Genomic DNA, 22,701 nt, shown 5'->3' on the forward strand with positions numbered 1-22,701 from the left:
GAGACGTGTGAGCCAATCCAAGCATGACGACCCAGGCTGGTGTCGGAGAGACAGCGTTGGGCTCGCCCTCGTCTATTCCCTTTGACTTCATTCGCATCGACCATACCTATGCGGGGATCGTTCCCGCGGAGGCTTCATGCGTTCCAAGCTGAAACTCGTCCCTCTTGTCCTCTTCATGCTGGCCTGCTTCGCGCAGCCTCTCCTGGCGGAAACGCCAGAGCGGCCGGCGCCTGCAGGCGGGGTGCTGTCGCTGCTGCCCTCGCCCGAAATCACCGATCATTCGATCACCATTGCCGGGCGCAGCCTGCAGTACCAGGCAAAGGCCGGCACGCTTCCGCTGCTCTCCGGCAAGGGCGAGGTCACGGCGGAAATCTTCTATGTCGCCTATACGCTGAAACCGCGGGAGAGCGTCGCGACGCAAGCACGGCGGCCAATCACCTTCGTGTTCAACGGCGGCCCGGGCGCCGCTTCAGCCTATCTGCATCTCGGCGCGCTCGGACCGCGCATCGTGGCGACCGGAGCCGACGGGGAATTCCTCCCATCGCCCCAAAAGCTCGTCGACAATCCCGACAGCTGGCTCGACATGACCGACCTCGTCTTCGTTGACCCGGTGGGAACCGGCTACAGTCGTGAGGCGCCTGGGCAGGATACGCACGACTTCTGGGGCGTCAGCCAGGACGCCAGCTCGATCGGCGCCTTCATCCGGCTCTACCTCACCCAAAACGGCCGCACGGGATCCCCGCTGTTCCTCGCCGGTGAGAGCTATGGCGGGTTCCGGGCGGCACTGCTTGCCAAGACGCTGCAGGAAGATATCGGCATCAGCCCGAGCGGCATCGTGCTGATCTCGCCGGCGCTGGAATTCACCCTGGTGCTGCCTGACGAATTCGAGCCGCTGCATTGGGCTCTCGAACTACCCTCGCTCGCGGCGGTCCGCCTGCGCAGTGAAGGTGTCAACGGCGATACACTGCGGGAAAAGCTCGCCGAGGTCGAGCATTATGCGCTTGGCGAGTACCTCACCGCGCTCGCCAGTGGGCTGGAGCAAGGTGGGCGGCTGGCGAGCGATCGCGTGGCAGAGATCACCGGCCTTCCGCCCGACCTCGTTCGCCGCAACTTCGCTCGCGTCCCGACCTCGCTCTTCGCAAGGGAGTTTGCCCGTGCCACGGGCAAGGTGCTCAGTCCCTATGACGGCATGATCGCGACGGCGGACATCGCTCCCCAGAGCGCCCGCATCGCCGGTCCCGATCCGGTGCTGGACCGTAGTGTGCCGGCGATGACCTCGGCCTTTGTCGGTTACGCGCGCGACGAGCTGAACTTTCGCACCGACGTCAGCTACCGCTTGCTGAACGGTGATATCAGCCACAACTGGGACTATGGCACGAGCGCCTCACGCCAGGGCTATGCCGGCGTGATGGACGATTTGCAGCGGGCGCGCTCCTTGAACCCTGCGCTGGGCGTCGTCATCGTCAACGGCTACACCGATCTCGTCACTCCCTATCTGGCGTCGCGTTATCTGGTCAGCCAGATCCCGTCGCTCGCCGGCGCCAGGCCGATCCGCCTCGACGTCGTTGAAGGTGGGCACATGATGTATCTCAAACCGGACGGACGGCGCGCGCTGAAAGAAGCTGCTTCGGAACTTTACCAGGCGACGCAGTAAAGGATAGAGACACCGAACTTACGGGCAACCAAGGCCCGACGCCAATCGTACTCGCCCCAGCCGAACGCAGACCAGTGCCTGGCGCAGTGTTTCGAGCTATCCCAAATGGGACATTGACGGACAAGGCCCCAAAACCGTCTGATCCGGGAAAGTTTCGTCGTTCCATTTTTCCGGCAGTCCCACAATGTCACATACGCTCTCGACGACACCGAGACAGGACGGGTTTCGCGCGCCTGGCGAATTCGAACCCAAATCAGGCTGTTGGCTGATCTGGCCGGAACGGCCGGACACCTGGCGTCTGGGCGCCAAGCCCGCGCAGAAGCTGTTCGCCAATGTCGCGGCGGCGATCGCACAAAGCGAGCCGGTGACGGTGGCGGCATCCGGCCGCCAGTGGCAGAACGCAAGAGCGCGATTGCCCAGCCATGTGCGCGTCGTGGAAATGTCCACCAACGATTCCTGGCTGCGCGACAGTGGCCCTAATTTCGTCGTCAATGATCGAGGCGAAGTGCGCGGCGTCGATTGGATCTTCAACGCTTATGGCGGCTTCGACGGCGGGCTCTACTCGCCGTGGGATCTGGACGACCTCGCGGCGCAAAAGGTCCTCGAGGTCGAGCAAATGGATCGCTACCGCGCGCCGCTGATCGCCGAAGGCGGCGGTTTGCAATGCGATGGGCAAGGTACGCTCATCACGACCGAGCAATGCCTGCTCAATCGCAATCGCAATGCCGATCTCGGCAAGGCGAAGGTGGAACAACAGCTTGGCGACTATCTCGGTGTCGACAAAATCATCTGGCTGCCGCGTGGTTTTGCCTTCGACGAAACAGATGGCCATGTCGACGACCTCTGCTGCTTCGTGCGCCCTGGCGTGGTCGCGCTAAGCTGGACCGAAGACCGGAAGGACCCGCAATATGAGATCGTGCGTGAAGCTGAAGAGGTGCTGCGCTCGGCCCGCGACGCGCGCGGCCGCGCCCTGGAGGTTTACAGGCTTCCTCATCCCCTGCCGATCGAGATGACTATGGAAGAAAGCGAGAGCGTGGACCGGGTCGATTCGACCTGGGCGCGGCCGACCGGCAACCGGATCGCGGCGAGTTACATCAACTATTATCCGGGCAACAGCGTCGTGGTCGTTCCGGAGTTCGGCTGCGATCTCGACCGGAAGGCAAAGCTACAACTGGCCATGCTGTTTCCCGACCACAAGATTATCGGCATCGAGAACTCCCGCGAAATTCTGCTCGGAGGCGGCAATGTCGCCTGTATCACCTTACCCGTTTATGCGCCGCAGCGGTGTTGAGCGGCAAGCGTACCGAAAGTGAAATTGGAACGGTGTGCCGCATCGGCCCGCCACCAGCGAAAGGAGGACGCCCGTGCGCTCTTTGCTCTTCCCAATCCTGACTGCCGCGCTTGCCTGCGGCATCTGCTTCGGCGTCGCCCGGGCGGACGATGAGAAGGTCGTCAACGTCTACAACTGGTCCGATTATATCGCGCCCGATACAGTTGAGAAATTCGAGAAGGAGACAGGTATCAAGGTCCGCTACGATGTCTATGATGGCAACGAGGTCCTTGAGACGAAACTGCTCACTGGCGGCTCGGGATATGACGTGGTCTATCCCTCGGCCTTTCCGTTCCTGAAGAACCAGGTGAAGGCAGGCGCTTTCCTCGAACTCGACAGATCGAAGCTTACAAACCATTCGAAAATCGATCCGCAGGCCTTGTCGCTGATCGCGGGCGCGGATCCGCAGAACCTGTACGCGGTGCCTTACATGGCTGTCACAGATGGCATCGGCTACAATCTCGCTGCCGTCAAGCAACGGATGCCGGATGCGCCGACCGATTCCTTCGCCATGGTCTTCGACGCCGACGTCGTCAAGAAATTCTCCGATTGCGGCGTCGCTATGATCGATGCTCCGGCGGAGATCATTCCAATGGCTATGAACTACCTCCACATCGACCCCAGGTCGACCAGTCAGGACGACCTCGCCAAGGTCGAAGAGCTGATGGGCAAGGTGCGGCCATATATCCGTTACTTCCACTCGTCCAAATACATCAACGACCTGGCGAATGGCGACATCTGTGTCGTGCTGGGCTGGTCGGGCGACATATTGCAGGCCAAGACCCGTGCGGCGGAATCCGCGAAGAAGCTGGAGATTGCGTATTCCATTCCCAGGGAAGGCACGCTGATAAACTTCGACACGATGGCGGTGCCGAAGGATGCGCCGCATCCGGAGAATGCCCAGGCCTGGATCGATTTCAATTTGCGGCCCGATATCGCAGCGGCCAATTCCAGTTATGTTTCCTATGCCAATGCGATCCCGGAATCCCTGCCGCTGATGGATCAGGCGGTCGCCAAGGATCCCGGCGTTTTCCCGCCCGATGACGTAAAGGCCAAGCTGTTCGTGGTCGAGAACAACGACGCAAAGCTGCTGCGGCTGCAAAACCGCATGTGGACACGCGTCGTGACGGGACAGTGAGGCTGGCGAACCGTCAGTTGCGCGGGGCCTCCCAGCCGGCGGTCAGCAACTCGACCTGGGAATGCACACCAAGCTTGCGGTAGACCTGCTTGATGTGGTTGCGCACTGTGCCGGGTGAAATCGACAGGTTTCGCGAAATCGTCTTGGCGCTACCACCCTCGGTCAGGAGCCGCGCGATCTGCCTTTCCCGGGCGCTGAGCTGCGACCCTGCGGCTTCGATTGCGGACCCTTTGTCCCGGAGACGGCACAAATGAAGCAGCCTTTGCAGAATGAGCTTTGTCGCGCTGCTCGCCGCGCCGGCCACGGCCAGATCATGCTCGCCAAAACGCGGCGCGCCGTTGCGGCGCAGAAAGGTCACATAGCCGGCGGTCAGTCCGTCTAGGTTGAACACGCCAGTTATTTCATCGAAGCTGCCGGAGGGCCCGTAGAATTCACGATAATATGGTGTGCGCTGGAAATCCCCGTGGCTCAGTGCCGACAACGGCAGCAGGAAATCCTGTCTGGTGCTGGCGAACCTCTGGAAGAAGGGATCCTGGCGGTAGATGCGCGCATCATAGTCGCGGTTCCAGCGATCGGGTCCGGCATCGTCGATGGTCAGGGACGTTATATTGCGATGATAGAAGCCAACATAGACGCGATCCGAGCCAAGCAGCACGCTTGCCGCCGCGCTGAAGCGGGCCGACAAGTCCTCGGGCGTTGCCGCCAGGGCCGCGGCGACCACGCCATCACTCCAGCCTCCAAGCCGGTCGAGAGAAAAATTCGACTGCATCCGCGCCCAGACTAGCTCAAGCCCCGCCAACTTCAAGCTGGCGGGGAATCACGGCGCCGCCGGTGAAATCAGTCCGCGGCTGGTCCCGCAGCCCATCGCTCTTTCGACTGGCTGGAATCACGCCTTGGCCTGCGACCTCACATGGGCGATGTAGCCGCGCACGTCGCCGGCCGGGCCGGCATAGGCCTTGCCGAGCTTCTTCTCCATCGCCGCCATGTATTCCTTCGCCCATTTGGGCAGGGCGTAGTCGATGACGGCGAGGAACTCTAGGGTCGCCGCTAGGCGGATGTCGGCGATCGACGGGGTCTTGCCGCCGATGAACGGCTTGCCGTCGCGGAAGAAGGAATGGAAGACCTCCAGCGGTTCGGCAATCGCGGCGACCGCCGCCTTCTGCGCCTCCGATTTCCTGTCCGGGTGGGCGTCGCTGTGACCGACCTCGCCGGCATATTGCGGGAAGCCGAGTGCGGGATAGGTGGCGCGCGCGACATAGGGATAGAGCGTGCCGATCAGATAGAACATGGCGCTGTCTATCATCGCCCGCTTGGCGGGCGCCTTGGGGTAGAATTTTTCCAACCCATGTTTGTTGGAAAGATATTGCATGATGGCGCAGCTCTCCCAAAGCACGCCGCGCGGCAGGCCCTTGTCCTCGATCATCGGCGTCAGATGGGCAGGATTGCGCGCCATGTATTCCGGCGAACGCGTGTGTCCCCACGCATCGGTCTCCGCATGGTCGAGCCCGGCGGCGCGTGCAAAGACGCGAACGGTCATGTTGTTGACGCTCGGCTTCAGCATGCTGATGGTCAGTGCCGGTTTCTTTGCCGGTTTCGCCTTGGCCGCGGTCTTGCCGGCGGCTGCCTTTGACGCCGTCTTGGCCGCTGCTTTTGCTGCCGGTTTCGCGGCGGCTTTTGCCGCCGGTTTTGACGCTGGTTTGGCCGCCGGTTTCCTTGCGCTCTTCGTCACTGCCTTTGCCACGTATTCCTCCCCTTGCCTGTTCAGCTTTCAATATGGATTTTTGGGTGCCCGGTCGGCCGACAATGTCGCGCGCGCTCGTTCCACCAGCGCCTGGATGGCGTCAGCCAGATGCACTTCGGCGATGTTGTAGTCGCCACGCGCGACGCGAAGCTTATGCGCCTCCATCAGGACGTCGGCGTGAGTAAAGCCCGCAGACGGCTCGAAACGGTAGGAGGCAAGCTCGATCAGCAGGCCGAGCGGATCCTCGAAATAGATCGAATCCATGAAGCCGCGATCCTTGACGCCGCTGTGCTTGATGGCGCGCTCGTCGAGCCTGGCGACCGCCTGGAGGAAGGTGACGCGCGACACCGCAAAGGCGATGTGATGCACGCAGCCCGGGTCGGTCGGGGTGCGGCGCTTCTCGGCCGTGCGGGTCTCGTCGGTGAAGATGGTAATCAACCGGCCGTCGCCCGGATCGAAATACAGATGGCTTTCGGTCGGCTTGTCGAGGTTGGGCTGCTCGAAGATGAAAGGCATGCCCAGCACACCTTCCCAGAAATCGATCGAGGTCTGGCGGCCGGCACCGACCAGCGTGATGTGATGGACGCCTTGCGACTGCAGTTTCTGCATCGGCCTTCTCCCCCCGAAATATCCGCTCTGGCAGAGGCGGCCCGTCAGGCCGCGCCTGCACATGCTACATCTGGCATGAGCTGAGCGCCAACTCCCTGTCCGTTCCCCGGCGTCTGCGCGCCTGCCCTTCGGTTTCCGCTTTATGAGACGATGCTAAACCAATCAGCCGTGCCGCGCCAGAAGCCGCATCCGGGACAGGCTGTATTTCGCGCCGCTGCCCCAAACGCAAGCACGGCGCTGGAGCAGCGCCGTGCTTGATTTCGCCCGTATAGCTGACAGGAGCGGAGCCGACTGGGGCAGGAGCCGCCTCACTCAAGCAGGCGCACGCCTTATGGCCGATATCGCCATTCTCGATACACGCGAAAGGGTGCTTGCCGGGATCTTTTTAACCGGCGCCGCCTATTTGCTGTTTTCGACCCAGGATGCCTCGATCAAGCTGCTGGTCACCGGCATGAGCGTCTGGCAGATCATGTTCTTCCGCAGCATCACCATTCTTGGTGCCTGTGCGGCCATCGGCGGGCGGGCGCTGTTCGCCGACACGGTGCGCTCGCCGATCGTGCGGCCGATGCTGGTGCGCAGTGCCTTCACGCTTGCCGCATGGCTTTGCTATTACAATGCCGCCCGCAGCCTGCAGCTTGCCGAACTGACCACCGTCTATTACGCGGCCCCGATCATCGTCACCGTACTTTCGGTGGTCCTGCTCGGCGAAAAGGTGCCTGTTCTACGCTGGCTGGCGGTTCTAATCGGCTTTGCCGGTGTCTTCGTCGCCTGCGACCCCACCCATCTCGGCCTGTCCGTGCCAGTGGTGCTTGTATTGGCTGCGGCTCTTTTGTGGGCCATCGCCATCGTGCTCCTGCGCAAGACAGCCCTTGCCGAGCGCTCGATGATCCAGCTCCTGCTCAACAATTTCTATTTCCTGCTGTTTTCGACGGTGCCGGCGCTGTTGTGGTGGCATACGCCGGACCCGACACAATTGCTGCTTCTTGCCAGCGTCGGTGCACTTGGCGGCCTGGCGCAATATCTTCTCTTCGAGGGTATGAAGCGCACGCCGGCATCGATCCTGGCGCCACTCGAATACACCTCGCTGTTGTGGGCGTTCGCACTCGGCTTCGCGATCTGGGGCGACGTGCCGCGCCGCGAGGTCTTTCTGGGTGCCGCGCTTATCGTCGCCGCCGGCCTGCTGATCGTCGGCGGCGAGCATTTCCGCAAGCGGCTTTGATGTGGATGGCCGTTAATGCTGACACTACGATGTCAGGACCTGAGGGCTAGGCTGCCGAGATGACTGACATCACAGCCGCGACTGAAACCACTGAGCGCACGCTGGGCATCATTCTCGTGTCATGCTCGGCGGCCGTATTCGGGCTGACCGGCGTGCTGACAAAGTCGATCCATGCCGATCCGCTGACGATCACCTGCTGGCGCGGCTTTGTCGGCGCAATCCTGATCAGCCTCTACGTGCTGTGGCGCCGCCACCGTGCCGGCAACTGTGAACCGCTGCGGCTTGGCTGGCGCGGCTGGCTGCTGGCGGTGGAAGGCGCGCTGGCCAGCATCGCCTTCATTTCGGCATTCAAGTTCACTTTCGTCGCCAATGTCGCGGTCATCTACGCGACATCGCCCTTCATTGCCGCCGTACTGGCCTGGATGCTGGTGCGCGAGCCTTTCCGCCTGCAAACGATGGTGGCCGCGGCCGTGTCGCTGTGCGGGGTCGCCATCATGGTCTGGTCGGGTTTCGGCACTGGCAACCTGTTCGGCGACGTGCTGGCGCTGCTGATGACGGCCGGCAGCGCGCTCTACATGATCATGGTGCGCGCATTCCGCGACACGCCCGTGGTGTGGGCCGGCGCGGTTTCGGCTTTCCTGTTGTTCATACTCGGCTGGTTCGTCACCGATCCCCTGGCGGTCTCAGCAAGGGACGCGGTTCTGCTTGCCACCTTCGGCGCGTCCTTCGCGCTTGCTTCCGTCCTGTGGACTGAAGGCTCGCGGCTTATCCCGGCGCCTGAATCCGGCCTGCTCGGCTCGGCGGAAGTGCCGTTCGCGATCCTGTTTGCATTTCTATTCCTGGCCGAAATCCCGCCGGTGGCCAGCATGATCGGGGGCGCGATCGTGCTCTGCGCGGTCTTTGCCCACGCCGGCCGCGACTGGCTGGCGGCACGCTCGCAGCGCCCGGCGTCAAATATTTCTTAAAAAAGTTTTGGAGTCACGGAACCATCACCGGACTCGGACATTATTGGTGCGACGGGCCACCCCCAAGTCCCCCCAAACCCCTCGGCCCGTCCTACTCCCAAGCCGACCGCAAGGTCGGCTTTTTCTTTGCATAGGCCGGCCCGACCGCAAAGGTCGGCTTCTTCTTTGCCAAGGCTGATTGATGCGGTCTCATGGAAGTCAACCAGGCGATCCGGAGAGCGCCAGGTTGGCACCCAGTAGCGCCGCCAGATCGCTCGCGGGCACATCGGCGCCGGCGCGCAGCCGGATCGCGAACTCAGCCATCGGAACCGGTGGCAGGCCAAGTTCGCGGGGCGCCTCGACAATGCCGGAATGGGCAAAGCGGGGGGTTCGCAAGGTCAGCGCCACGCCGGCATTCACCGCGGTGCGCAGACCGGCCAGACTGGCGCTGCCGGCAGCAATGCGGTAGCGGCGGCCGGCGGCATCGAGCGCGGCGAGTGCCGCCTCGCGAAACCCGCAATAGGGATCAAGCAACGCCAGCGGCAATTCTTCCTGCCGCGAGGCAAGCCCCTTGTTCGAACACAGCCATATCATCGGCTCGAGCAGAACGCCGACCTCGTCCGGCGCCGCCGTCTTGCGCATGACGATCGCCAGATCGAGGCCACCGGCTTCCAATGCCTGCGCCAGTTCGGCGGAACGGCCAACCCGCAATTCGATCCTGACGCGCGGATGGCTGGTGGCGAAAGCACGCAGCAGGTCTGGCAGGCCGCTGTCGGCGAAATCCTGTGTCGTGCCGATGGCGACGCGCCCGGCAGCGCGTGCGCCTTTCAGCGCCAGCCACGCCTCGCGATGCACGGCAAGAATGCGCCTGGCATGGCCGACGAGGTCCTCGCCTGCCGGCGTCAGGCCACGCCCCCTGCCCTGCGGCGCCAGAAGCGGCTCGCCGACAATTTCCTCCAGACGCTGCATCTGCGCCGTCACCGCCGACGGTGAGCGGCCGACCTTGGCCGCTGCCTGCGCCAGCGAACCGCCGTCGACGAAAGCAAGGAAGGTTCTGAGCAGGTCGGGATCGAGCGTGTCCATAATTCGATATTATCGAATCTTTAGTTGAAAACAATTCGATTTTTTTGATTCCACGGCGATGGCATGGTCTCTCCAACGCTAGAAACCAGGAGAAGAAAAATGCCCATCATCAATGTCACCGTCACCGGCAAGCCGGACGCCACCCTGTCCGCCAGCATCGCCAGGGAAATCACCGAGATCACCGCCAAGCAGTTGCGCAAGGATCCGACGCTCACTGCCGTTGCCGTAGCCTATCTCGATCCACGGCACTGGTTCGCCGGTGGCAAGTCGCTCGCCGAGCAGCGCACCAACACGTTCTGGCTCGACATCAAGGTGGTCGACGGCACCAATACCAAGCTCGAACTGGAAGCGTATATCAAGGCGATCTTCGAAGCCTTTGGCCAGCTACTGGGCGGCGTGCACCAGGAAAGCTATGCTTTCGTGCACGAGGTCTCGGCAGCCGCCTATGGCTATGGCGGCAAGACGCAGGAGTTTCGTTTCATCAGCGGGCGGCTGAAGGCGGCGTGAGGACGCCCCTTGCGCATTGACCTTGGCTCGACTTCCGCTAGGCTCTGCCCCGAAGCGGCCGCACAAGAGCCGCGGTGACAAAATCGTTGGGAGATACGCGGCATGATCCTGACACTGGCGCTGCTTGCGGGTTTGGTTGTGGCCTGGCTGCTGATCGGGGCGGTGGAAAAGTTCCGCCTCGGCCTGCGCTTCACCCAGGCGCTGCTCTACGTACCGTTCAAGCTCGCCTACCGGATCAGCGACAATCGCATCAGGGTCGCCCGCAAGGCGCAGGTGCCGGTCATCTATGTCATCTCGCACCAGTCGCGCTTCGAGCCGGCGCTGATGCTGTCGCTGCTGCCCGACGACACGCTGCACATACTCGACGAGGTCTCGGCGCGCTCGCCATGGCTCGAGCCCTGGCGCGAACTCGGCCGCACCATTGCCTTCAATGCCGAACATGTCTTCGTCAGCCGCAGGCTGGTGCGTGTGCTGAAGGGCAAGGGCCGGCTGGCCGTCTATCTGCCCGACGCGGTCGAGCCCGACGTAAAGACGTTTCGGCTGTTTCGCGCCGTCACCCGCATAGCCATGCAGGCCGATGCCCGCATCGTGCCGATCTTCGTCGCCGGTGCACGCAGTCTGCCGGTCTCGCTGACGTCGGCGGACAAGGCACCGCGTCACTGGTTCCCACAGCTGTCGATCAGTGTTCTGGAACCGATGACGATCGCCGAACTGGCGGCGCGCAACCCGGTTCAGGCCTCGAACACCAATGCGCTGTTCGACCGTGTCGCCGAGGCCCGGCTTTTCGGTACCGACCTCGACCGAGGCCTGTTCCTGGCCATGCGCGACGCCGCTGACCGCGTCGGCGCTTCGCATCCGATCATCGAGGACGTCATCTCTGGTGCGCTAAGCTACCGCAAGATGTTCATCGGCGCGCGCGTGCTGGGCAGGCGCTTCGAGGCGATGACGGCGCCGGGCGAAGCGGTGGGGGTGATGCTGCCCAACGCCAATGGTGTCGTGCTGTCGCTTGTCGGCCTTCTCTCGGCGGGCCGCGTGGCGGCGATGATCAACTACACGGCCGGGCCGGCAAGCGTCACCGCGGCGATGCGTACCGCGGTGATCCGCACCGTTGTCTCTTCACGCGCCTTCATCGAGAAGGCCGCTCTCGCCGATGTCGTCGCCGCGGTCGAAAAAGGCGGCGCCAGGCTGCTGTGGCTGGAAGATCTGCGCCAAAGCGTCACCACGCTGGACAAGCTTGCCGCCGCATTGTTTTGGCGCCTGCCGCTGCAGCGGCAGGATGCGGCCAAGCCGGGCGTGATCCTGTTCACCTCGGGTTCGGAAGGCACACCGAAGGCGGTCGTTCTGTCGCAAAAGAACCTTCTCGCCAATGCCATGCAGGCCGAGGCGCGGATCACCATTTCGCCGGCGGACATCCTGCTCAACGTGCTGCCGGTGTTCCACTCGTTCGGCCTGACGGGCGGCACCATCCTGCCGCTGGTCACCGGGGTAAAGCTGTTCCTCTATCCCTCGCCCCTTCACTACAAGATCATCCCCGAGATCGCGCGCAAGGTGAAACCGACCATCATGTTCGGCACCGACACGTTCCTCGCCAACTATGCGCGCACCGCCAAGGACGGAGATTTCTCCAGCCTGCGCTTCGTCGTCGCCGGCGCCGAGGCGGTGAAGCCGGATACCCGCCTCGTCTATCGCGAACGCTTCCAGGCCGAGATCATCGAAGGCTTCGGGCTGACCGAGGCGGCGCCCGTGGTTGCCGTCAACACCGCGATCCATGGCCGCGACGGCACGGTCGGGCGGTTGCTGCCGGCCATCCGCATGAAGCTGGAGCCGGTCGAAGGCATCAATGATGCCGGCCAGTTGTGGCTCGACGGGCCGAACATGATGATGGGCTACATGACCGCGGACAGGCCTGGCGAGCTGCAGCCGCTGACCGGCTGGCACGACACGGGCGACATCGTCGCCGTCGACCGCGAAGGCTTCATCAGCATTCGCGGCCGCGCCAAGCGCTTCGCCAAGATCGCCGGCGAGATGGTGTCGCTGGGCGCGGTCGAGATGCTGGTGCAGTCGCTTTGGCCGGAAGAACGCCATGCGGCGGTGGCGGTGCCGGACAAGAGACGGGGCGAGCGCATCGTGCTGGTCACCACCGCTGACGATGCCAGCGCCGACGAGCTGCGACAGTTCGGCAAAAAGGCCGGAGCGGCCGAACTGATGGTGCCAAACGACATCGTCAAGGTTGAAGAAATCCCGGTGCTCGGTTCGGGCAAGACCGATTATGTGTCGACCAGGAAGCTGGCGATCGACCGGCTGGGACTTGGCATGGCGGCTTAGAGCCGTTCAGGGTTGATAGAATCGCTGCATAGACTAATCGTTTCGGGATCGCCTGACCCAGGATTGCGCCCTCATGCCGCAGCGATTCGAATGGACAAATTGTAGGTGAGAGAGTATTCACTCACCTAAGCTAGAGACGCTGGGCATGCGTTTTTCAGCCAGCGCGACATGACACCTCCTTTGCATGGCAAGGAGTTCCTGGATGGCAAATATCCTCGTCACCGGCGGCACCGGGCATCTCGGACATAATCTCGTGCCGGCACTCACCGTATCCGGGCACGCCGTCAGGTTGCTGGCCAGGAAAGCCGGGGTTGACCGCTCCTTGGAATGGGCGCTCGGCGATCTCGCAACGGGGGAAGGCATCGAAGAAGCCCTTGGCGGTATCGACACGGTCATCCATGCGGCGACGCTGTCGCCGATCGCCAGGCGCGGTATGCGGCCGATCGATTTCTTCTCCAGTCCGTCGGATGTCGATGTCGAAGGGACGCGGCGGCTGCTTGCCGCATGCCAGCGCGCCGATATCTCGCATTTCATCTTCGTGTCGATCGTCGGCCTCGACTTCAGCACCCTGCCCTATAGCCGCGTGAAGCTGGCCGGCGAGCAGCTTGTGCGGGCGTCGCCGCTTTCGTGGTCGGTCATCCGTGCGACGCCATTCTTTTACCTTCTGGCGCAGATGCTGACCGGGCTGAGATGGCTGCCGGTCTGGCCGCTGCCGACCTCGCCGTCAAATCCTGTCGATACTCGCGATGTCGCCAGCTACCTGGCCCAGGCTGTCAGCGACGGGGAACGCGGTGTCCGCCCGCAGATCGGCGGCCCCGAGGTGATGCCGTTCTCGACATTCGCTCGACAGTACCGCGATGCGCTCGGGCTCCGGCGACTCATTCTGCCGTTTCCAGTCAGTCGAAAGATAAGCCTTGCCCTGGGCCTTGTCGAAACCAGCGAGCGGCTGGGAGAAAGAACATGGAAGGCATGGCTTTCCGAGCAGGGGGGTGGAAGCGCGCCGTGAGCGATCCTTGATGTTATTGTCGAGCGCCGAATCCCCGCCACCAGGATCGAGTGAGCAGGAATAGCCATGAAGCCGCCATCCGCCGGACGCGAGCGCATTCTACGCGAAGCCATCCGCCTGTTCGCCGAGCGCGGTTATGACAGGACCAGCGTTCCCGAAATTCAGGAAGCCGCCGGCCTGTCGCGTGGCTCGGGTGCGCTCTACAAGCACTTTCCCTCGAAGGAAGCATTGCTTGCCGCAGCTATCGACCGCTTTGTTGGAACGGCACGGGACGGACGGGCCAAACTTGGCGAACAGGTACTTCCTGTCGATCAGGGGGCGCGGCGGGTCGTGGAGGGCGTGCTGGAAAAACTCGGCGCGAATCGCGACATGCTCAGAATCCTGTGGCGCGATCTCGAGCACTTCCCGGAATTGAAGGCCTCGGCGCGCGGCGAGATCATGCAAAGCACGTACCGCGCAGTCGCCGAATGGCTGCGGGAGCGTCAGCGCCGGGGCGAACTGCGTCCCCATGATAGCGAGGCGGTCGCCGCCGTCATCGTCGGCAGCGTCGCCATGTTCCGCGTCTTCGAAGCGATCTGGACCGAGCGTTCGATCGAAGTCAGCGACGAACGTTTCGCGTCCGCCTGGACCGATTTGCTGGTCCGGGGCTTGCGGCCCTAACCTATGTCCGAAGGCGGCACCTTCTCGCCTTCCAGCTTGGCGCGCTTGGAATAGGCGCGCACGGAAAACGGCAGGAAGATCAGGTAGCCCGCGACCGATGCCGTCAGCGTGTACCAGGGATAGGTCATCAGCAAGAGGACGTATAGGACGACGGCGAGGATGACCGGCAGCACCCTGTCGCCAGGGATCTTGACGCTCTTGCCGGAATAGACCGGCAACCGGCTGACCAGCAGGAAGGCGACCAGGATGGTGAAGCCGGTGGCGACGAAGGCGGCCGGCCGGCTGGGCTCCACTCCAAGGCGCAGGAAATAGAGGTAGAGCGGCAGCATCACCAGCACGGCGCCCGCCGGGGCCGGCACACCGACGAAATATTCGGACTGCCATATCGGGCGTTCGGTCTTCTCGTCGTCGAGCACGTTGAAGCGCGCGAGCCTGAGGCCGCAAGCGATCGCAAACAGCAGTGCCGCGATCCAGCCCGGCGAGCCGGCACGGTCGAGCAGGAAGGCATAGAGCACAAGTGCTGGCGCGACGCCGAAATTGACGATGTCGGCCAGCGAATCCATCTGCGCGCCGAATTTTGAGGTAGCCTTCAGCATCCGCGCCAGGCGGCCGTCGATGCCGTCGAGGAATGCGGCCAGCAGCACCATCACCACAGCCGGCTCGAAACGCCCCTCGAAACCGAAGCGGATGCCAGACAGGCCGGCGCAGATGGCAAGCACGGTGACCAGATTAGGCAGCACCATGCGCATCGGGATCTCGCGGATGCGCGGACCGCCGCTGGCATGGGCCTCGAACTTTTTATATTGCGTACCCACCGTCAGGAAATCCGCACGAGGGGCGTGCCGGCGACGCCGCCGAATTCTGCCAGCACGGTTTCGCCGCCGACCGCCGTCTGGCCAACGGCAACGCGCGGCGTGGCGGTCAAAGGCAGGAACACGTCGACGCGCGAGCCGAAGCGGATCAGACCGAAGCGCTCGCCGGTGCCGATCGAAGCGCCGGCCTCGGTCCAGCAGACAATGCGGCGCGCCACCAGACCGGCGATCTGGACCGCCGCCACCGTGCCGTTGGGGCTGTCGATGACCAGGCCGTTGCGCTCGTTTTCGGTGCTCGCCTTGTCCAACTCGGCATTGAGAAATTTGCCCGGCCGATGTTCGATCTTGGCGATGCGGCCGCGTACCGGAGAGCGGTTCACGTGGCAGGAAAAGACGTTCATGAATACGGAGATGCGGGTCATCTCGACATTGCCGAGGCCAAGCTCGCGCGGTGGCACGGCGGGCCCGACCGCCGAGATGATGCCATCGGCGGGGCTTACCACCAGGCGATCGTCAACAGGCGTGACGCGCTCGGGGTCGCGGAAGAAATAGACGCACCAGGCGGTCAGGATCAGGCCGATCCAGAACAGGATCGAGGAGAAATAGCCGAGGAAAAGGGTTGCCGCGCCGAAGGCCGCGATGAAGGGATAGCCTTCGCGATGGATCGGTACGAACGCGTTCTTGACCGTGTCGACAAGGCTCATGGGGCAGTCCCTGTTTCAGGTCCGGCCTCAATAGCCGAAACACCCCCTGCCCGCAACGCGACAATGGGCGGCGCGAATGAGTGGGTAAGGGCGGTCCTGTTTTTGGAGTCGTCCTCCGGCGAGAACGGCATGCCGATCGCGCTTTTTCCTGTCGGAGAGAACGTAGCGCGGGCAAATCGAGACGAATCAACCCAGGTTAGTTGGCGCTATCGGATTCGGCGCGTGCGAAATGTTCTTCGATCTCAAGCCTAGAGGCGTCCGCCAGCGGATCTTCGGCGCCCGATGTCAAGAGCATGCTTCCGTTGGGAGCGGACAGCAATAATAGTGCTCTACCGCCAGCAGTAACTGTCCAACTGACGACCGACCCTCCCTCTCTTGGAACCAGCATCGCTGGCAAGGCACTTGCTCCTGCCGTATCTATCCCAGCCCTACGCAAAAGGAGGTCGAGGGCTGCTGGCGCCCGATAGACTTCAGCCAATTTGATGACGGTCGTTATGGAAACAGCGTCGACTTGGGACAACTTCAGGCCGACGCGTGGAGCATCTTCGCCAAGCAACTCATCGATACTATCGACCGGTCTGAGGTCGAGTTGCGGCTCCGAGCCGTCAGCAGCAAGGTACTGGTACGCCGCTGCATGCGTTGGTGTGACTACGCACAAAAGCACCCTGCCGGCATTGGTCATGACAGGGAATGCCATCTGCTTCTCGCCGTCTATGTCCAACATCCGTCCTTCGCCGATCCCGAGCTTCACCTCGGGCTGCGGCAAACCTGCACAGGCAAAACCGATGCCCACTTGAAGCCTACTCGTCATGACTGATTTCAAATGCGACACCGAGCGATGGCGCAACCGAGGTTCTCGTCTAGGGTTAGCCATCACTGCGTCGAGAATGGCCTCCTGGCATTCGTCATCGTCAACAATCTCCAGTTCAGGCCACGAGGCGATCCAACCTACTGCGCGAGCAAGCAACGGGACGCTGTCTTCCTCCTTGTGAAAAAGATCGTCGAGTCTATCAAGGAAATCAGCGCGGCCACCTTCGAATCCAGTCTGTTCCTTCGCCTCCTCAGGGTGTTCTCGGACCCAAGCAACCATTTGTTCTAGAATAGCCAAATGGCTTTCTGCCCGCATTCCAGCCAGAGCCAGACGTGCATCAGAAGTAATTTTGTCCAGGTGACCATAATAGTTTCGGATAAATTGACTATGTCCGCCGTTACTTACTTCCAGGCCGTACAGGTAAGTGTGAAAAAATTGCCTACCCGACGCCGGTATTTCGTGATCTTTGTAGAGACCCTGATCAAGCATTGCATTGACGAAATCCATAACCGCCGTCACGAGATCAGCAACGTAGTTCTCCTTGGCAGCGCGCTCGATTGCTGAAAACGGGACAATAATTGAAGACATCTGCGGGCTGGCCGCCGGCTCCGTCGAATGATTTATCGAAACCGTTGCCGATTGCGATAGCCTTTTCTTGCGCGAAAAAATCCAATCATTCCATCCCATTCTTCTGTACCATAAATAACGACAGGTTACGTTCCAGAGAACACAATATCATCTCGGAGATCTGACGAAAAGGCATCTTGAATTTCACTTTCACCATTCCTGATCAAGCAATATTCTGAATAACATCCAAAAAAGCGTTGACATCGAGGCGCCTTGAGGATCTCAGCGGGAAGCAGCCGCCAAGCTAAAATTGTTGCGGAGACTGTCGGCAAACTGCCCGCTCGCCCGTCCTCGGTGAGCAATCACGGTCATTGCCATGATCTCTCACAAGCAGGAGCTTCCCATATGCAGAACCAAACGCGTCTCGTTACTGCTGGTCTCGCCTTTGGCGAATCGCCGCGCTGGCATGACGGACGCCTTTGGGTCTGCCACTGGGGCACTGGCGAGATCATTGCCGTCGATGCGCACGGCAACAGCGAGATCATGCTCAGGATTCCGGCTGTCCTGCCCTACTCAATCGACTGGCTGCCGGATGGTCGTCTGCTGGTTGTCTCAGGCCGCGAGGGCCTGATGTTGAGGCAGGAAGCCGATGGCTCGCTCGTCACCCACACCGATCTGCGTGGCCTGTCGAAAAGCCCATGGAACGAGATCGTCGTCGATGGGCGCGGCAACATCTATGTCGATGGCGGAGGGCCGGCGCCGGCGCCCGGCGAGCATTTCGGTCCCGGCACCATCGCGCTGGTCACACCGGACGGCGCGGTCAGGCAGGTGGCGGACACTATCGCCTTCGCCAACGGCATGGCGGTGACCCCGGACAACAGGACGCTGATTATCGCCGAATCCCATGCCAACAGGCTGACCGCTTTCGACATCGCCACCGACGGCACTTTGTCCAACCGACGCATCTGGGCTGAACTCGACGGATATCCCGACGGCATCTGCCTCGATGCCGAAGGGCCGGCCTGGTACGCGGATGTTCCCAACAAGCACTGCGTGCGGGTGCGCGAAGGCGGTGACGTCTTGCAGACCGTCACCGCCGATCGCGGCTGCTTTGCCTGCATGCTGGGTGGCGCCGACAGGAAAACGCTGTTCATCACCGCTGCCGAATGGCGCGGCTTCGAGCATATGATCAGCGACGCCCGCACCGGCCAGGTGCTCGCCATCGACGCGCCAGCACCGGGCGTTGGCTGGCCCGGCTAGAGTCCAGGCACGCGCTGATAGTTGGCGATATCGGCCCGCACTCCGAGGCGGGCGATCGTTTCCTGAGGATTGAAGGCCACGCGCTCGTGCGCCGCCTTGACGATCGGCACGACATTGTCGACGGCAGCCTGGCTTTCCCATTCGACGATGGTGACGAGGTTGAATTCGCCCGGTCCGGAGAATTGCTCAAGCAGGAAATCCTGGACGAAGCCTTGCTGCAGGCGCAGCAACTCATGCGTCATCTTGACCTTTGCGAGGATCTCATCGCGGGCATTGTGGGGCACGACGAATTTGTCGACCCTGAACACGCTACCGCCATTAACGTTTTGATTCGTAAAGCTGATATCCATTTTTATCCCGTCCTCGATGATGCTGTTTCGGCTCTCGTGCGACGGTCTACGATCTCAACCTAAGTTGAGGTCAAGAGGGTTTTTGAGCTACGACATCTCCGACGTGCGCCGGCGCACGACGACACCCAGTTCGTCGCTTTCGCGAGCAATGCGCAGCCGCTCCTCGGCCTCGGTCGCCTCGCGCTGGCGGTCCCACATCGAGGCGTAGAGGCCGTGCTTCCGCATCAACTCGACATGGGTGCCGCGCTCGGCGATCTGGCCGTCCTTGAGCACGATGATCTCGTCGGCGGAAATCACCGTCGACAGGCGGTGGGCGATGACGATGGTGGTGCGGCCCTGGCTGACCAGGTCGAGCGCTGCCTGGATCTCCTGCTCGGTGTGGCTGTCGAGCGCCGAAGTGGCTTCGTCGAGCATCAGGATCGGCGGCGCCTTCAGGATGGTGCGGGCGATCGCCACGCGTTGCTTCTCGCCACCGGAAAGTTTCAGCCCGCGCTCGCCGACCATCGACTTGTAGCCGTCGGGCAGCTTCTCGATGAACGGCCCGATCTGGGCGAGTTCGGCGGCCTTGCGCACCTCTTCCTCGCTGGCACTGACACGCCCGTAGCGGATATTATAGGCGATGGTGTCGTTGAACAGCACCGTGTCCTGCGGCACCATGCCGAGCACCGCGCGCAGGCTGTCCTGCGTCACGTCCCTCACATCCTGACCGTCGATCAGCACCTGGCCGGACTGCACGTCGTAGAAGCGGAACAGCAGCCGCGAGATGGTCGACTTGCCGGCGCCCGACGGTCCGACAATGGCAACGGTCTTGCCGGCCGGCACTTCGAAGGAGACGCCCTTCAGGATCTTGCGGTTCGGATCATAGGAAAAGTGGACGTCGCGGAACTCAACCTTACCGGCGCAGACAGCCAGCGGCTTGGCGCTGGGCTTGTCGACGATCTCCTGCGGCACGTCGAGCAGGTCGAACATGTGCTCGATGTCGGTCAACCCTTGCCGGATCTCGCGGTAGATGAAGCCGATGAAGTTGAGCGGCACGGAAAGCTGCACCAGCATGGCATTGATGAAAACGAAATCGCCGACGCTCTGGGTGCCGGCCTGCACCTCCAGCGCCGACATGCACATGACGACGACTGTGCCGACGCCGAAGATGAAGCCCTGGCCAAAGTTCAGCCAGCCGAGCGAGGTCCAGGTCTTGGTGGCGGCGATCTCGTAACGCGCCATCGAGCGGTCGAAGCGCTCGGCCTCCATGCGCTCATTGGTGAAATACTTGACCGTCTCGAAATTGAGCAGCGAGTCGATCGCCTTGGTGTTGGCGTCGGTATCGCTGTCATTCATGTCGCGGCGGATCGAGATGCGCCAGTCGCTGGCCTTGACCGTGAACCAGACATAAAGGCAGACGGTCACCGCCACCACGGCCACATATTTCCAGCCATAGGTGAAGCCGAATATGCCGGCGGTCAGCGCGAATTCGAGGATCGTCGGCGCCGTGTTCAGCATGATGAAGCGCACGATCGTCTCGATGCCCTTGGTGCCGCGCTCGATGATACGCGACAGGCCGCCGGTGCGGCGCTCCAGGTGGAAGCGCAACGACAGCTGATGCATGTGCACGAAGGTGCGGAAGGCAAGCTGGCGCACCGCATGCTGGCCGACCCGGGCAAACAGCGCATCGCGCAGCTGGTTGAAGCCGAGTTGGACGAGCCTGAGGACATTGTAGGCAATAACCAGCATCACCGGGGCAAGCATGAACGACGGCAGCGGCGGTGGCGTTTTGAAGCCTCCCGCCAGCGCATCGGTCGCCCATTTGAAGAAATAGGGACCGGCGACCAGCGTCACCTTGGCCACGACCAGCAGCAGTGTCGCCCAGGTCACCCGTGCCCTTAGGTCGGCACGGTCGGCCGGCCACATATAGGGCCAGAGGTTGCGCAACGTCGTGAGTGTCGAGGTGTCGGTGGAGACGGTTTTTTCGGCCACTTTTCTTGCCTTTTGGATGAGAGGGTCAGCGGCCGGAGCAGCAGGAATTGATGAGCGCGCTCAGCGATGCCGAGATCTCGGCAAGTGCGGCGCGATCGACCGCGTAGCGCGATCGCTGACGGTCGGGCTCGAACCGGACAAGGCCGGCCTCGACCAATATTTTCAGATGCTGGGAGATGGTCGACTGCGCCAGATCGAAATGGTCGACGACCTCACGGCAGCAGCAGGAATTGCTGGCGGACAGATGCTTCAGTATCTCGATCCGAGCCGGATGCGAAAGTGCTGCGAGCCGCGCCGCGACGGCGCGGCTGTCCGGTATGCAGCCAGGCAGTGCCGAAGCTGTATGGTCTGGTACGGGAATGCATTCTGTCATCCTTCATCGGCGATAGACGATGAAGGATGACAGGGCAAGCTAGGCCGATGGGTAGATTGCCGGAATTGCCGATCTATCACTATTCCGTCTTCGTCGGTGCGGTCGTCGCCTGCTCGCCCATCGCCTTGAGGTCGGCGGCTTCGCCTTCCTTCGACTTTTCCGGGACTTTGAACACTTGCCCCGGCCAGATGTGGTCAGGATTCCTGATCTGGTCCTGGTTGGCTAGGTATATGGTGGAGTAGCGCATGCCGCGACCATAGACGCGCCGTGAAATCTGCCACAGCGTATCGTTGCGCCGAATGATGACTGCGCCGTTGGCATGTTCGAGCTTGGGCGACACGATTTCAGGCACGTCGCTTGGCGGCGTGGCTGCCGCGACGACGGCCGGAGCCGGCGCCTCGCTAGCCGGTGCGGTCTCCGACGGAGCAGCGGGCGCCGCAGCGGCTGGGGCTTCCGTGGCGGCAGGCACAGCGGGCTTGGTCTCTGCCGGCTTGGTCCCGGCTGGCGCAACGGCGGCAACCGCCTCGCCCGGTTCGCGTTCGAAGGGTACAGCGGCGCGAGCCACCACCTTCACGCCGTCGGTGGCAAGGCCGTCGACGTGGATGGTATAGCTGCCGACCGGAATGTCGCGCGTCGCCTCGACCAGGAAATGGCCGTCCGACGACGTCTGTGCGTCGCCGAGCAGAATGTCGTTGGCGTAGGCGCGCACCTTGCGGCCCGCATCGGCGAGGCCGGCGATGAAGATCTTGTTGCCGTCGATCTCGACCGCCTCGACGACGATCTTGGGTTCGGCCGCAGCCGCCGCGGGCGCGGCCGGTGCCGCCGGAGCGGGTTTTGCTTCAACCACGGCTGGCGCGGTCGCCGCCGGCGTGGTGGGCGCTGGAGCGCCGGCCTGGTCGCCGGTTGCCGGTGCCGGCTTTGTCTCGGGCGCCGGGACCGTCAGCAGTTCGGCCGGCTTGCCCGGCTCCTCGACCATGGCCAGCACCTGGCCTGCCGCATTCGCGGGCACCGAGACCACGGCGGTCTGCGCCGAAGCGGTCACGACCGTGCCGACCGTCGAACGCAGGGAGATCGTATAGTCGCCGGGCTTCAGCGGATCGTCGAGCACGATGACAAAGGCGCCATCGGGACCAGCCACCGTGGAACCGATCACCGTCGAGCCGTTGAGGATTTCGACCTTCGAGTTGGGCGCGGCGTTGCCGGCAACGACGATCGAGCCGTTGCCCTCGACGCGCACGACGTCGAAAGTCGGCGCGGTCGGCCCCGCCGTCGCGGGTGCAGCCGGGGCCGTCGCATCGGTTGCAGGTGCTGTCGGGGCTGTCGCCTGGGGTGCCGTGGCTGGAGCGGCCGGCACTGCCGGAGCCGGCAGGCGCCCTTCCGTGCCGGGATCAGCCGGCTTCGGTGCCGCGGGCGGCGTCAAGGCCGCCACTCGCGCCGGCGGCGTTGGATGAAGATACGGGTCGAGCGCGCCCGATACATAGGCGGTTCCCGCGGCCGCGACGGTCCCACCCGCCGCGAACAGGAACGCCTTCAATGGATTAATTGCCATATTTCCGTACCCCTTAGCCACCTAACGCCGGTCTAGCGTGTTTTGCCAAGGCCGACAAGAAAAAGCCCGTTTTTGTCAGTCCTTGGGG

The 22,701-nt window shown here is 62.7% G+C and carries 21 protein-coding genes; 10 read left to right on the forward strand and 11 right to left on the reverse strand.

Annotated elements, in window-relative coordinates; genetic code table 11:
- Positions 1 to 136: 136 nt before the first annotated feature.
- The 3 genes from C7I87_RS08745 (at position 137) to C7I87_RS08755 (ending at position 4,122) form a co-directional block, all read left to right on the forward strand.
- Positions 137 to 1,654, forward strand: a complete 1,518-nt coding sequence (locus C7I87_RS08745) for a S10 family peptidase (protein WP_149903823.1) — start codon at positions 137 to 139, stop codon at positions 1,652 to 1,654.
- A 184-nt stretch (positions 1,655 to 1,838) separates the two neighbouring features.
- Positions 1,839 to 2,945, forward strand: coding sequence for an agmatine deiminase (gene aguA, locus C7I87_RS08750; RefSeq protein WP_149903824.1), 1,107 nt, complete (start codon positions 1,839 to 1,841; stop codon positions 2,943 to 2,945).
- A gap of 73 nt (positions 2,946 to 3,018) precedes the next feature.
- Positions 3,019 to 4,122 carry a polyamine ABC transporter substrate-binding protein gene (locus tag C7I87_RS08755; RefSeq protein ID WP_149903825.1) on the forward strand — a complete coding sequence of 368 codons (1,104 nt, stop codon included), beginning with the start codon at positions 3,019 to 3,021 and terminating at the stop codon, positions 4,120 to 4,122.
- Positions 4,123 to 4,135: 13 nt separating this feature from the next.
- Here C7I87_RS08755 and C7I87_RS08760 read toward each other — a convergent pair whose 3' ends face one another.
- The 3 genes from C7I87_RS08760 to C7I87_RS08770 form a co-directional block, all read right to left on the reverse strand.
- Positions 4,136 to 4,843 (reverse strand): response regulator transcription factor, encoded by a 708-nt coding sequence (locus C7I87_RS08760; RefSeq protein WP_246696231.1) that lies wholly within the window; start codon positions 4,841 to 4,843, stop codon positions 4,136 to 4,138.
- 165 nt (positions 4,844 to 5,008) lie between these two features.
- Entirely contained in the window at positions 5,009 to 5,863 is an 855-nt protein-coding gene (locus C7I87_RS08765) for a glutathione S-transferase family protein (protein WP_149903827.1), read from the reverse strand.
- 27 nt (positions 5,864 to 5,890) lie between these two features.
- Positions 5,891 to 6,472, reverse strand: coding sequence for a VOC family protein (locus C7I87_RS08770; RefSeq protein ID WP_149903828.1), 582 nt, complete (start codon positions 6,470 to 6,472; stop codon positions 5,891 to 5,893).
- 331 nt (positions 6,473 to 6,803) lie between these two features.
- On the opposite strand from C7I87_RS08770, the gene C7I87_RS08775 reads away from it, so the two are divergent.
- Entirely contained in the window at positions 6,804 to 7,691 is an 888-nt protein-coding gene (locus C7I87_RS08775) for a DMT family transporter (RefSeq protein ID WP_149903829.1), read from the forward strand.
- Between the two features lie 59 nt (positions 7,692 to 7,750).
- Entirely contained in the window at positions 7,751 to 8,656 is a 906-nt protein-coding gene (locus C7I87_RS08780; protein ID WP_149903830.1) for a DMT family transporter, read from the forward strand.
- A gap of 198 nt (positions 8,657 to 8,854) precedes the next feature.
- On the opposite strand, the gene C7I87_RS08785 is transcribed toward C7I87_RS08780, so the two are convergent.
- Entirely contained in the window at positions 8,855 to 9,718 is an 864-nt protein-coding gene (locus C7I87_RS08785; protein WP_149903831.1) for a LysR substrate-binding domain-containing protein, read from the reverse strand.
- 99 nt (positions 9,719 to 9,817) lie between these two features.
- Here C7I87_RS08785 and C7I87_RS08790 point away from each other — a divergent pair, with 99 nt between their 5' ends.
- From C7I87_RS08790 to C7I87_RS08805, 4 genes are all read left to right on the forward strand, one after another.
- Positions 9,818 to 10,225, forward strand: a complete 408-nt coding sequence (locus C7I87_RS08790) for a tautomerase family protein (protein ID WP_149903832.1) — start codon at positions 9,818 to 9,820, stop codon at positions 10,223 to 10,225.
- Positions 10,226 to 10,327: 102 nt separating this feature from the next.
- The gene (locus tag C7I87_RS08795; RefSeq protein WP_149903833.1) at positions 10,328 to 12,550 is read left to right on the forward strand and encodes an AMP-binding protein; all 2,223 of its coding nucleotides are present in this window, start codon (positions 10,328 to 10,330) and stop codon (positions 12,548 to 12,550) included.
- Positions 12,551 to 12,752: 202 nt separating this feature from the next.
- Positions 12,753 to 13,556 (forward strand): SDR family oxidoreductase, encoded by an 804-nt coding sequence (locus C7I87_RS08800; RefSeq protein WP_149903834.1) that lies wholly within the window; start codon positions 12,753 to 12,755, stop codon positions 13,554 to 13,556.
- Between the two features lie 66 nt (positions 13,557 to 13,622).
- Entirely contained in the window at positions 13,623 to 14,216 is a 594-nt protein-coding gene (locus tag C7I87_RS08805; protein ID WP_149903835.1) for a TetR/AcrR family transcriptional regulator, read from the forward strand.
- Here the strand turns inward: C7I87_RS08805 and C7I87_RS08810 are convergent.
- From C7I87_RS08810 to C7I87_RS08820, 3 genes are all read right to left on the reverse strand, one after another.
- Positions 14,213 to 15,031, reverse strand: coding sequence for a CDP-alcohol phosphatidyltransferase family protein (locus tag C7I87_RS08810; protein WP_149903836.1), 819 nt, complete (start codon positions 15,029 to 15,031; stop codon positions 14,213 to 14,215). The two genes, C7I87_RS08805 and C7I87_RS08810, sit on opposite strands and share 4 nt — an antisense overlap.
- 2 nt (positions 15,032 to 15,033) lie before the next feature.
- Complete coding sequence (locus tag C7I87_RS08815; RefSeq protein WP_149903837.1) at positions 15,034 to 15,732, reverse strand: phosphatidylserine decarboxylase; 699 nt, start codon at positions 15,730 to 15,732, stop codon at positions 15,034 to 15,036.
- A gap of 196 nt (positions 15,733 to 15,928) precedes the next feature.
- Positions 15,929 to 17,230, reverse strand: a complete 1,302-nt coding sequence (locus C7I87_RS08820; RefSeq protein WP_149903838.1) for a DMP19 family protein — start codon at positions 17,228 to 17,230, stop codon at positions 15,929 to 15,931.
- A gap of 285 nt (positions 17,231 to 17,515) precedes the next feature.
- Between C7I87_RS08820 and C7I87_RS08825 the strand changes: the two genes are divergently transcribed.
- Positions 17,516 to 18,370 (forward strand): SMP-30/gluconolactonase/LRE family protein, encoded by an 855-nt coding sequence (locus C7I87_RS08825; protein ID WP_149903839.1) that lies wholly within the window; start codon positions 17,516 to 17,518, stop codon positions 18,368 to 18,370.
- On the opposite strand, the gene C7I87_RS08830 is transcribed toward C7I87_RS08825, so the two are convergent.
- The 4 genes from C7I87_RS08830 to C7I87_RS08845 all read right to left on the reverse strand — a co-directional run bounded on the left by C7I87_RS08830 (position 18,367) and on the right by C7I87_RS08845 (position 22,613).
- Positions 18,367 to 18,720, reverse strand: a complete 354-nt coding sequence (locus C7I87_RS08830) for an antibiotic biosynthesis monooxygenase (RefSeq protein ID WP_188393782.1) — start codon at positions 18,718 to 18,720, stop codon at positions 18,367 to 18,369. The two genes, C7I87_RS08825 and C7I87_RS08830, sit on opposite strands and share 4 nt — an antisense overlap.
- Before the next feature lie 87 nt (positions 18,721 to 18,807).
- Positions 18,808 to 20,691 carry an ABCB family ABC transporter ATP-binding protein/permease gene (locus C7I87_RS08835; RefSeq protein WP_149903840.1) on the reverse strand — a complete coding sequence of 628 codons (1,884 nt, stop codon included), beginning with the start codon at positions 20,689 to 20,691 and terminating at the stop codon, positions 18,808 to 18,810.
- A 25-nt stretch (positions 20,692 to 20,716) separates the two neighbouring features.
- A complete protein-coding gene (locus C7I87_RS08840) occupies positions 20,717 to 21,064 on the reverse strand; it encodes an ArsR/SmtB family transcription factor (protein ID WP_149903841.1) in 348 nt (115 codons plus the stop codon).
- Positions 21,065 to 21,143: 79 nt separating this feature from the next.
- On the reverse strand, positions 21,144 to 22,613 hold the full coding sequence (locus C7I87_RS08845; RefSeq protein WP_149903842.1) for a LysM peptidoglycan-binding domain-containing protein: 1,470 nt from the start codon (positions 22,611 to 22,613) through the stop codon (positions 21,144 to 21,146).
- Between the last annotated feature and the right edge of the window lie 88 nt (positions 22,614 to 22,701).

The organism is Mesorhizobium sp. SARCC-RB16n, assembly GCF_008520305.1.
GTDB lineage: Bacteria > Pseudomonadota > Alphaproteobacteria > Rhizobiales > Rhizobiaceae > Mesorhizobium.